This window comes from Paenibacillus barcinonensis, from assembly GCF_003217495.1.
Classification (GTDB): domain Bacteria; phylum Bacillota; class Bacilli; order Paenibacillales; family Paenibacillaceae; genus Paenibacillus; species Paenibacillus barcinonensis.
The window spans coordinates 90,645-102,599 of record NZ_QJSW01000007.1 but is presented as its reverse complement, the minus strand read 5'-3'; the positions used below and the strand labels follow the sequence as shown (position 1 = coordinate 102,599).

Genomic DNA, 11,955 nt, shown 5'->3' with positions numbered 1-11,955 from the left:
CTAAGATTCTCCTTGAGACACTTGTTGTATATATCGGGCGTCTAGCATCGCGAGCGCATCAAAGAGAAGACGAATAAAGGCATCACGGTCAACATCCATAAGCACGTTCACATTAGGCTGTCGATCGGTCTTCGTCCGCAGGTCGCCCACCGTCATCCCGCGTGTATATGTTCCCTGCGTCTCAACCGTGACATCCAGCATTTTGCTCTGGAACAGCTGCGGCTGCAGCAGCCAGGCAATTGCGCACGGATCGTGCAGCGCATTGCCGTGATATCCCATCTTTTTGCCGAAAATAGAATAGAAGTCCAGCAGCTCTCCCACCAAAACAGAGACCGGGCCGCGTGTTTTCAAAGCCTCGATCTCATCATCGAAAATAGCCGCTTTATCGGTCACATCAAGCCCGCTCATCGTAATCGGAATGCCCGATTCAAACACAATCTGAGCCGCTTCCGGGTCCACATAGATGTTAAACTCCGCAGTACGGGTCACATTCCCGTAGGCAATGCCTCCACCCATCATTGAAATGCCAGCAATACGGGATTTCAGCTCGGGATAGGCCCGAATCAATGTGGCAATATTGGTCAGCGGGCCAATCGGCACAAGGGTAACGGGCTCATCCGATGCGAGCAGAACCTCGCGAATAAACTCAACCGCACCCGTCTCTATGGGACCAAAACGGCTTGGCGGCAGCACAGGACCATCCATTCCCGATTCCCCATGAGCCTCCTCACCCGTCACCAATGTGCCAAGTAACGGCCCCCTCGCTCCCTTCGCTACCGGGATATCCGCGTCTACAAAGCTGAGAATTTTGAGCGCATTATTCGTAATTTTCTCTAATGTCTGATTCCCGCCTACGGTAGTAATGCCTTTAATCTCCAGCTGCTCCGGGTGAGCAAGCGCCAGCAGTATAGCGATAGCGTCGTCATGACCCGGATCACAGTCAATAATAATAGGTATCGTCATAAGTCTCTCCTCAGTTCGTTTTTTGGGCCAGCTTGCGCCGTTTTTTGCGTGTCTCGGCAATCGCATATACGATCAGACCGATTACCGTGGCTGCATATGGCAGGGTACCGATAAGCTCCGCGGGAATTTTAAGCACCTGCAGTGCATTGGCCAGTGCCTCCGCTCCCCCGAAGAGCAGTGAGGTCAAGGCTGTGCCTACCGTTGTACTGCGTCCCATAGACTCCGCTGCGATTGCAATCCAGCCTCGTCCCGCGATCATGTCTCTGGTGAATAGAGACAGATATCCCATCGACATGTATGCCCCGCCCAGACTGGCAAAGAATCCACTCAGCAGCAGCGCGGAGTACTGGATTTTTACAACACTGACACCAACGGATTGTGCTGCGTGCGGATTCTCACCGACGGAGCGAATCTGCAATCCGAGCGGTGTACGTTTTAACAGGTAATACACAGCAATGACAGCCAGGATGGATACATAGGTCAAAATATGATGTCCTGACAGGATCGGACCAAGCACCCGAATGTCCTGCAGTAGCGGAATATCTATGCTCGGCAGCACCTTGCTCGGCAATGACGTAGATGATCCTTTGTCACCACTTAGCAGGTACAGTAGAAATACCGTTCCGCCTGATGCAAACATATTGATCGCCACACCACCAAGAATAATATGGGTTTTGAATTTTAATGTGAAAAATGCAAGCATCCCGGCAATCGCCGTACCCGATAACACTGCACCAAGCAATCCGATCCAGGGACTAGCCGTGTATGAGCTGACGACAACCCCCGCCAGTGCGGACACCAGCATAATGCCCTCCATACCGATGTTGATGATGCCTGCCCGATTGGAGATCAGGGCACCTAATGCTGCGAACAGGATCGGTGTCGTTACCCGCAGTACGGAGAATGCAAAGTCAGTCGTTAAAATAACGTTCAGCAGGCTATTCATGGAGCTTGGCCTCCTTCAGGAGCATGCGATTCTTCCAGAATTTCAGGAATTGCTCCGCAGAGATCAACAAAATGATGACCGCTTGAATGATTGATATCATCTCTGACGGCACATCGGACAGACGCGCCATCAGATCAGCCCCGATACGGATGTAGGCCAGGAAGAGCGCTGCTCCGATCACGGATAACGGATTGTTCTTCGCCAGCATGGCAACCAGAGCACCGTCCAGTCCATAGCCCGGCAGTGCGGTCCATTGGAAGCGATTATACATGCCCAGCACCTCGACCGACCCACCCATACCGGCGATAAATCCTGCGATCAGATGCACCAGAATGATAACCTTTGCTGTCTTCATGCCGGAGTAACCTGCAAAATCACGGTTGGCTCCCGTCATTCGCAGCTCATATCCCCATTTGGTGTGATACATAAAATAATGAGCAGCAACAATCAATACCAGTACGATAATGAGTCCGGTATGCAGACGTGTTCCCGGCAGTATTTTCGCGAGCTGTGCGGTCTCGGCAAATTTATAGGACACATTGGAGAACGCCTTGGCGTCTCTCAGATGATAATTAAGCAGGTACAAACCGATGCCAAAAAAGATGCTGTTGAACATCAATGAGGTAACGAGCTCATTGGCATTCCACTTGGCTTTCAAATAACCTGGGATCGCGGAGAGAAGTGCACCAACAATTGACCCTGCCCCGATGGCCACGATCGGATGCATGATTCCATTCATGCTTAGATGGATTGCCAGCACAGCTGCCACAATACCAGAAATATAGAAGATTCCTTCAGCACCCAGATTAAACATGTTGGTTTTAAACAGAAGGGACACCGATAATCCTGTAAACATAAGCGGTATCGCCATTTCCACCACGTTGCCCATACGGCTTAACGTTGACAGCGGCTCAAACAGGAAGATACGAATCGTCTCCACAGGCTGGCTGCTGACGAGCGAAATAATAATAAATGCAATGGCCAGCGATATGAGAATAACGGCTGCCGTACGGTATACTTCAAAATACTTTAATCGCATCATGGGGATGCCTCCTCCTCATACTGCTCCTGCTGACGACGAATACCAAGCATGTAAAGGCCCAGCTCCTCTTCGCTAACACTGGAAGGTGAGTCCAGCCGTGCCGCAATCTCGCCTTCGTACAGCACGAGCAGTGTGTCACTCATCTCCAGAATCTCATTCAAGTCTGCGGAGACCAGCACGATTGCACAGCCTGCATCCCGCAGCTCCAGCAGCTTCTGATGTATAAACTGCGCCGCTCCAATATCTACTCCGCGCGTAGGTTGCTCTGCAATGAGCAGTAACGGCCCGGTAGAGCATTCACGCGCAACGACCACCTTCTGCATATTGCCGCCAGATAACATGCCGATGGGCTGTGACGGGCCGGAGCACCGAACCTTGAATTCCTCGATCAGGGAACTCGCCAGCTTCTGAATGGATGACATCCGCAGTAGCGGCCCTCTATTCAGCGACTTGGATCTATACTGGGTGGAGATCAGATTGTCCGCAATACTTGCCTCACCAGCCGCCCCCTGTCGCATCCGATCCTCAGGAATATAAGAAACACCAAGACCACGGATCTCACGAATCCCTAGATTCTGAATAGTTCTGCCCTGTACCTCGACCTTACCGCCCGCCAAACGACTGGTCAGACCGCCGGTCAGTGCCTCCACAAGTTGACTTTGCCCGTTGCCCTCTACACCTGCAATGCCGACGATTTCACCTGCACGAACGTTGAAGCTGATATTCGACAGCAGGGGCTTGCCTTCCGCATCGACTGCACTCAGCTGTTGTACCGACAGGACAGGCTCTCCATACTTGTTCTGCGTTTTGTCATACTTGAGCACAACATCCCGTCCAACCATCCGTCTTGAGATTTCCTGCTCCGACACATCTGCAATGTTGAATACACCTTCTGTGCGTCCGCCCCGCAAAATGGTAATGCGATCGCAGAGTTCCTTCACTTCCTTCAGCTTGTGCGAGATAAAAACAATCGTATGACCCTTCTGCTTGAGCAGCTTCAGCTCCCGGAACAGCTCCTCCGTCTCCTGTGGAGTCAGCACAGCCGTAGGCTCATCCAGAATGAGTATTTCTGCACCGCGTAATAGCGCCTTCAGAATCTCGACCTTCTGCTTCATGCCAACGCTTAAATCCTCTACCTTGGCACGGGGATTCACGCTCAGATTATACTTTCGGGCCGTTTCCTCCGTCAGGCGAACCGCTTCCGCGTAATGAATGCCGACTCCACGTCTTGGCTCCATGCCAAGCACCATATTCTCGGCAACGGTGAAGGAGGGAACAAGCATAAAGTGCTGATGCACCATGCCAATTCCGAGCGCAATCGCTTCTTGCGGATTGCCCAGCTTGATCTGTTTTCCTTTTAACAAAATTTCGCCCTCACTCGGCTCCTCCATGCCAAACATCATCTTCATCAGCGTAGATTTGCCCGCACCGTTCTCTCCCGCGATGGCATGAATCTCTCCCTCCTGCAAGGAGAACTGTACATTTTGGTTAGCGACCACCCCATTGGGGTATACCTTCGTAATATTACGCATTTCCAACAGCGCGCCGGACATGGATAGACAGCTCCTCTCTACTGGCAGTTTGCACAAAAAATGTACAGCAGAGAATGCAGCAATTTGCATCACTACATCTCCCGGCTGTACAGCATTAATGTCAAATATCTCTCATTTATGAAAATGGAAGGCTTATGGCTTCACACTATTACGAATCGCTTCAATCTCGGACGTCTCCATGCCCATTGCATTGGATACGTTAATTTCTTTGTTTTCAAGCTTCTTCTTGATCTCTTCAACTTTAGCCTGCAGATCCGCAGGGAATACACTCTTATAGATGTCATTCTCTGCAATGCCTACGCCGTTCTCGACAAAGCCCATCACCTGACGTTTTCCTGTCTCCAGCTTGCCATCCTTAGCCTTGGTTACTGCTTCGAGAATGGCTGTATCAATCTTTTTGATCGCAGAAGTAATGATCAGGTTGGCTTTGTCGGGGTCTGTATCTTTCAACAAGGCAGCCTGGTCAGAGTCTACACCGATAGCGTATCTGGATTTTTCCTTCGCGGCATCAAAGATACCCAGTCCAGTACCACCTGCTACGTTGAAGATCACGTCGACTCCAGAGTTGTATTGAATAAGTGAAAGCTCCTTACCTTTGGCCGGATTGACGAAATCGCCCGCATAGGACACCGCAACCTTGATGTCAGGATCTACGTATTTCGCACCTTCAATGTAGCCTACGAGGAAAGCATTGATGCCCGGAATGTCCATGCCCCCCAGAAAACCGATGACGTTGTCCTTATTTGCATTAGGCATGTCCGATTGGGTAGCAAGTGCGGCAACAGCACCTGCCAGGAAGGATACTTCGTTGGTAGAATAGGACATATTATACACATTGGCTGGAGCTTCCTCGATATCGGTATCATAGTTGATGAACGTCTTGTCAGGGTACTGCTCAGCAGTCGCATTGAACATCTCTGTAATCTCCGAGCCGCCAGATATAACAATGTTCCAGTCCTCGGCAGCAATATCGTTAAACGTTGGCTCCCACTTCGTTTTGTCAGTACCCATCTCAATGACCTTGGTCTGGGCACCAAGCTCCGACTTGACCATCTCCAGTCCATGATTGGCAGCGTCAAAGAAAGATTTATCGCCCAAGGTACCTGGAATCAACAGCACAACCTTCAGTTGATCGGTCTGTTCGCCGCCAGAGCCAGCTGTACTCGCTTCTCCTGTTGTTCCTTTTGTACCACCACATGCAGACAGAAGCAGTAACATGGCGACCATACAAATTACGAATGCATTCTTTTTCATCTTCTTTACTCACACCCCTGTTTGTTGTTAAAATCATTGATAATCTGTAGAGCAAACAGCCTAGCTTTAATAAATTGGGAAATTCACAACCTGATTTTGAACTGTAATGCGTTTTCTTTACTTCAATAACCGAACGTATAAACAATTAATTTCATTTAACATTCGTTTATGAGTATGATCATAACAAAATTCAGCATTGATATTTATCTGATTTCGGTCACTTTTTTGTATGATTCGGCTAAATGTCGAAATTAGGGGGAACGCAATAATGGATCAAGTTCTATATGTTGTCAGAGCCGAACATGCCAGGTTCACGCATATCATCCCTCATCACCATGAATGTTATGAGCTAATCTACTATTTTAAGGGAAATGGAACGTCCATGATTGGAGAGCACAGCTACCATTTTCAGGCTGGTACGTATGCGCTCATCTCTCCCCATCAGCAGCATGATGAGGATCACCGCGGGGATGCGGAGGTGCTTTTTGTTGGATTTCAGACCGATCTGTCCGAGATTGGAGAGCTTCAGGGCATGCATCAGGATGACCGGGAGCACAGCATCCACAACTACATGCTGCAGCTGAACACCGAATATACAAGACGTGGTGAGGGAACACAGGATTACCTGAACGACCGTCTGCATCATATGCTGCTGCACCTGCTGCATCGGGGCGGTAACAGTATGTATCCGCTGTTCTCCGGGGACCGGCTCCAGCATGTGCTCTCTTATATGAACGAGCATTTCACACAGCGGCTCTCCATTGAAATGCTGGCAGACATGTCGGGCTACAGCTATGATCGCTTCCGGCACCTGTTCAAGGAGAAATACGGGGCCTCCCCTTCTCGCTATATGCTCATCAAACGCCTGGATTACTCCAAGCACCTGTTAGCCAGCACACAGATGTCGATCTCAGACGTCTCCGCCGAGTCTGGCTTTGTGAATGATGCCCAGTTCTGCAACATGTTCAAACGAGAAACCGGCATAACGCCGCGCTCTTATCGCAAAAGCTTACAGCTTAAAAGCAATTAAGCGCCACCGGAAGGCAGCAAAAAGCCGAATGCCCCAAGGGAACATTCGGCTTTTCTTTATTTTAGACGATATGATGAGCTTTGACTTCTCTTATTGAACTGTAGTACCGTTGGTGCTCTTGCTCTTTTGGCGTAGATCCTCGTTTTTTCTCCGCAAAGATCAGTAACAAAGCGCAAATGTAGATTTACAGCATGTTCAATTCCCTGTACGATGTCGTTAGTTGTGTGCTACAACATTATAATTTACTCTGGTATATACGGAAGATCGAGTGTCTTCGGAACGTTGATCACATGCTTTTCCGTATACGTACGGATACCCTCCGCGCCGTATTCACGGCCAATACCCGATTGCTTGAAACCACCGAATGGGAACCGAACATCAAGCCCCTGCACAGCAGCGGTATTAATCATCGTTGTTCCAGCTTCGAGTTGACGTGCCAATGAGATAGCATCCTCTTCTTTTCCCCACACAGAACTGGTCAATCCATATATGCTTTCATTGTGTAGCTTAATGACCTGCTCCTCATCGTCAAATGGCAGAATCGGAACCGTAGGACCAAACTGTTCCTCCACGACAATCGGATCAAGATAATCACAATCTAAAACCAGTGTAGGTTGCAAGTAGTAACCTTGTTCAAACAGCTTCCGGTCAAGGATGTGACCGAGAGGGATGACCTTGGCCCCGCGCTTTTGCGCACCTTCAACCAAACTCTGCACATACTCTCTCTGTTTCAGGTTATTAACAGGACCAACCGTCGTATTTGCATCAAATGGATCACCAATTCGAATCCAGCGATTGGCCGCCTCTATATACTTTTCCACAAATTCATCATAAATCGAACGGTGCACATATACGCGTTTGGCAATCATACAGATCTGACCTGCTGTCAAGAAATTAGAAATGACAATCCGGCGCATAGCTCGCTCATCATGAACATCAAAGCTGTCCAGGAAGATAGCCGCATCATTACCACCAAGCTCCAGCGTCATATCCTTAATCGTTTCCGCCGCCGCTTTGATAATATGCTTCGCTGTTGCGGTTCCACCTGTAAAGGCGATTTTCGTAACAAGAGGATGACTTGTCAGTTCAACACCCACATCGGCATCACCATAAACGACATTGATTACACCAGCCGGGAACTCACTCGCAATGATCTCGGCCACCTTCGCCGCCGCCAGTGGTGCATATGGACTTGGTTTAAGCACAATCGTGTTGCCCGCAAGTATGGCAGGAGCGATCTTGATCGTAGATAAGGCAATAGGGTAATTCCATGGACTAATCGCTGCCACCACACCGATTGGATCATACGAAAGAATCGTTTTACCGTGATCATGCTCTTGGATCTCATCCGCCAGTACCGATTTGGCCTCATTACAAGCAAACTCCATCCACATTAGCGAGACAAAAATCTCACCGTGTGCATCATACAGAGGCTTACCGTGCTCTCTAGACAGCAAATGCACAATGTCATTCTCCGCTGCTTTAATTTTCTCTATCGCCTTGCGCATCCGAATAATGCGTTCATCAATGGAGGTCTGCTTCCATGTTTTAAAAGCCCCTGCCGCCGCTTCAATAGCGGTGGCTGCTTGTTCTTTTGTAGTGACAGGAAAATAGCCTACGATTTCAGATGGGTTTGCTGGATTTTCTTTTGCTAACTGCGAAAGGGATTGTATATGTTGACCGTTAATAAAGGCTTCAACTGTAACTGTCTCTTGATCTGCTTGAATCGTCATGAAATCCCCTCCGTTATTTAGATAAGATGAACCAATGATTTTACACAAGCCACTCCGATGTAGCTTTCTCTCAGAAAGCTTTTAACTCCGCTTTTTCAGGTTTTTTCTGTCGTCTCCGTTAATGTGTAAATGAATTCAGCTTATGAGAACTCATTAACTCCATACTTGCTCTGCAATTTCCTTAACATACCGAAGTTTACGCCATTGTTGTTCTTCGGTTAGAATATTGCCTTCTTCGGTAGAAGAAAAGCCGCATTGTGGGCTCAAGCAAAGCTGATCAAGAGGAACATAGGTTGCCGCTTCCGCAATCCGGGCCTTGATTTGCTCTTTATTTTCTAGCTCGCCGGTTTTTGATGTGATTAAACCAAGCACGATTTTCAAATCTGTCCGATTTACATATTTTAATGGCTCAAAACCACCTGAACGCTCATCGTCAAATTCTAAAAATAAGCCATCCACGTTTAAGCCTCCAAAAATAACCTCAGAAGCGTAATCGTAACCACCCGTTGAGAAATAGTTGGATTTATAGTTACCACGACAAATATGCATCGTCACAACCAAATCTGCCGGTTTATGGGACAAGGTTTCATTAATCATGCGCTGCATCGTTTTCAGCTCTTCCGCCGGTTCCAAACCTTTGGCGCGCAGCTTATCGTGACCAGCCTCTGAGAACAGGTCTGCCCAAGCTGTATCATCTAATTGGAGGTATCGACATCCCGCGTTATAGAAGGCTTGAATGGCTTTTTGATATGCTGCAATCGTATCCTGAAGGAATTGCTCCCGATCCTTGTAGCTATTCGCACCTTTTTCCAATCTATAAATAAGCATATTCGGGCTTGGAATGGTCTGTTTCGCTACGGCTTCACCTGCATGCTTTTTCAAAAATTCAAAATGCTCCACAAAGGGGTGCGTAGAGAAATCAACTTTTCCCACAACCCGGATTCCACCCTTGCGAGTCTTCATGTTATGGAACTGAGGCCCGTCAATTTCCTCAAACAGCTCTACGCCATCCAAACCACCCAGGAAATCAAAGTGCCACCAGCTTCTGCGGAACTCACCATCCGTAATAGCGAGTACGCCATTTTCTTTTTGTTTCTCAATCAATCGGATAATCTCTTGATCCTCGACATCTCTTAGTTCCTCATATGTAATCGTGCCAGCTTTATATTGTTCACGTGCCTGACTCAAGTTCGCAGGACGTAGGAAGCTTCCAACATGATCGTTACGAAATGGTATCATAGAAAAATCTCCTTCTAACTTTTAGTTTCCTGAGTATAGCATGATCAAAATGATTACCCGTAATATGAAAAAAGCATGACTGGTCATAGCTTTTAGCAATAACAGAAAGACCTCAACAAGCAAAAAATCCACAACCTCATAGGGTAGTGGATTTATAGGGTGGAGCGAAATGCTGTTCAACATAATGACCAGTTCATGTGAACTGGAGAACAAACGTAACGTAATCATTTGGAATTCAATCAAAATTGGGATACGGAGCTTGGTTCATTTGCTGAGCGCCAGCATGGATGATTATAGCCGCTTAATAATTCCTTCCAGCTCATCAACCAAGCCTTTTGCACGTTCAAAATCCGTATCCTTCAACGCCAACTCGATTTGCATTTCAACAGCCTTTTTCTTTTGCTCATTTTCCAAATAGTCTTTGTTGAAATGACTGGCGTAAATCATTTGTCTGAACTTGCGCATACTCATTTTTCTAATCGTCTTGTTCTCAATAATAAGTACATAATCCATACCATTTACGACCGAATAGAAATCATGGGAAATCATGAGGATCGCGCCCTGATATTCTTCAATGGCTTTCTCCAGTGCGATCTGCGTATAGATGTCCAGATGGCTTGTTGGTTCGTCCAGAAGCAGCAGGTCGGCCTGACTCGCAGCAGCTTTAGCCAATTGAAGTATATTTTTTTCGCCGCCGGACAGTGATTCGATCTTCTGATCCAGAATTTCACCTTCAAAGCCGTAGTTCACAAGATAGGCTCTGATCTCATCATACGTTTCAAACCCGGCATCAATGAAATCATGGAGGATCGTATTTGTATCTTTCAGCGTTTCGCCTTGAAGCTGCGATAAATAAGCCACCTTGACACTGTCATTGATGTTGATGGAATCGTGATGGTTTTTGAAGATATCCCGGAGCAACGTCGTTTTCCCGGTACCATTGGGGCCAATCACGGCCACTTTATCTGTAGATTTGATCTCGAAGCTCACATCTTGCAAAAGTAATTCGTCAAAGGAAATGCTATAATTATTTACCTTTACAGCGATGCTGTCTTCGACTTTATGATTCAGATCAAATCGAATATTCGGCTGTTTGATATCAACAAACGGTGCTTTAATTCTGCGCGCTTCCAATCGTTCTTGGAATTTCACTCTGGCTTTTAACGCTCTTCCTCTGGAAGCTTCCGAATTAATCGTGGCAATCGCTCTGAGATTTTCAATGACACCATCGTATCTCTCAATCTCTTCCGCTTCAGCGACAGCGATTTCTTGCAGCTCTATCTTCGTCTGAAGCAAGGAGAAATTGTACTCGATATATCGTCCATCGAACTCCTGGAGTTCCATATTTTCGAGGTGAATGATTTTGTTGAAACAATGATTCAGAAGATAGCGGTTATGCGTAACGACTAACAGCATTCCTTTGTGGGAATTGATCAATTTTTTAAGAGCATTAAGATTTTCAAAATCTAGAAATACATCCGGCTCGTCCATAATCATCAGTTCCGGACTATTGAGCATTTCCTTCATGACTTGAACAAGCTTGAATTCCCCGCCGCTTAGGGAGGATACACTAACATCCTTTAGCTTCATGAGGTTGGCCAAGTTCAACTGTTTAAGAATGGTGCTTTCATAATCATCACCGCCCATTGCATCCAGCGCATCCAAAGCCTCTTGAACCCTTTCCAGCAGTGAATCCATATCCGATGTGGTTTCCATTTCCGCATAAATGGCAGTGATTTGATCCTGAAGCCTGATAAATTCTTCCCCGATATATTCAAAAACCGTCATTTCTGTTGTAGGGTCTACCTTCGAGAACTGACTCACATATCCGATTCTATAATCAGGGTCAATCTCCAGCGTCCCCTCGAACAAATGCCTTTCCGGGTCCATCAGAATTTCGATCAGCGTACTTTTTCCACTACCGCTGGTGCCGATAAAGGCGCAGTGCTGGCCCTCTTCGAGGGTAAATGAAATGTTTTTATAAAGTTCTTTTTGCGGGAAAGAAAAAGATAGATTTTCAACTTTAATCATGGTGTTACCTTTCCTGGTATCTAAATTAGTTTGATTATGGTGTGGGATTGTTACAGAATACAAGTTTGAGGTTTCGATTCTCAGCGTAACACTGATTGGGGGCGAGTACAATTGATTTGTATATCCAAGCCCCAGGCAATACACTGCAGATAAATGTGTTAAAC

At 47.1% G+C, this 11,955-nt stretch carries 9 protein-coding genes; 1 reads left to right on the top strand and 8 read right to left on the bottom strand.

Features of this window, described 5'->3' with window-relative positions; all coding sequences use genetic code 11:
• From DFQ00_RS13260 to DFQ00_RS13240, 5 genes are all read right to left on the bottom strand, one after another.
• The gene (locus DFQ00_RS13260; protein WP_110896963.1) at nucleotides 1-963 is read right to left on the bottom strand and encodes a nucleoside hydrolase; all 963 of its coding nucleotides are present in this window, start codon (nucleotides 961-963) and stop codon (nucleotides 1-3) included.
• Between the two features lie 10 nt (nucleotides 964-973).
• A complete protein-coding gene (locus DFQ00_RS13255; protein ID WP_110896962.1) occupies nucleotides 974-1,909 on the bottom strand; it encodes an ABC transporter permease in 936 nt (311 codons plus the stop codon).
• Complete coding sequence (locus DFQ00_RS13250; protein ID WP_110896961.1) at nucleotides 1,902-2,951, bottom strand: ABC transporter permease; 1,050 nt, start codon at nucleotides 2,949-2,951, stop codon at nucleotides 1,902-1,904. The genes DFQ00_RS13255 and DFQ00_RS13250 overlap by 8 nt, the downstream gene beginning before the upstream one ends.
• Nucleotides 2,948-4,504: an ABC transporter ATP-binding protein gene (locus DFQ00_RS13245; RefSeq protein ID WP_110896960.1), complete on the bottom strand. Its 1,557-nt coding sequence runs from the start codon at nucleotides 4,502-4,504 to the stop codon at nucleotides 2,948-2,950. Before DFQ00_RS13245 ends, DFQ00_RS13250 begins: the two co-directional genes overlap by 4 nt.
• Nucleotides 4,505-4,636: 132 nt before the next feature.
• Nucleotides 4,637-5,722, bottom strand: a complete 1,086-nt coding sequence (locus DFQ00_RS13240; RefSeq protein WP_244213829.1) for a BMP family ABC transporter substrate-binding protein — start codon at nucleotides 5,720-5,722, stop codon at nucleotides 4,637-4,639.
• A 304-nt stretch (nucleotides 5,723-6,026) separates the two neighbouring features.
• Here DFQ00_RS13240 and DFQ00_RS13235 point away from each other — a divergent pair, with 304 nt between their 5' ends.
• A complete protein-coding gene (locus DFQ00_RS13235; RefSeq protein WP_110896958.1) occupies nucleotides 6,027-6,788 on the top strand; it encodes an AraC family transcriptional regulator in 762 nt (253 codons plus the stop codon).
• Nucleotides 6,789-7,030: 242 nt separating this feature from the next.
• On the opposite strand, the gene DFQ00_RS13230 is transcribed toward DFQ00_RS13235, so the two are convergent.
• The 3 genes from DFQ00_RS13230 to DFQ00_RS13220 form a co-directional block, all read right to left on the bottom strand.
• On the bottom strand, nucleotides 7,031-8,521 hold the full coding sequence (locus tag DFQ00_RS13230; RefSeq protein ID WP_110896957.1) for an aldehyde dehydrogenase family protein: 1,491 nt from the start codon (nucleotides 8,519-8,521) through the stop codon (nucleotides 7,031-7,033).
• Between the two features lie 153 nt (nucleotides 8,522-8,674).
• A complete protein-coding gene (locus tag DFQ00_RS13225) occupies nucleotides 8,675-9,760 on the bottom strand; it encodes a 5-methyltetrahydropteroyltriglutamate--homocysteine S-methyltransferase (RefSeq protein WP_110896956.1) in 1,086 nt (361 codons plus the stop codon).
• A 291-nt stretch (nucleotides 9,761-10,051) separates the two neighbouring features.
• Nucleotides 10,052-11,791 (bottom strand): ABC-F family ATP-binding cassette domain-containing protein, encoded by a 1,740-nt coding sequence (locus DFQ00_RS13220; RefSeq protein ID WP_110896955.1) that lies wholly within the window; start codon nucleotides 11,789-11,791, stop codon nucleotides 10,052-10,054.
• Nucleotides 11,792-11,955 lie beyond the last annotated feature (164 nt).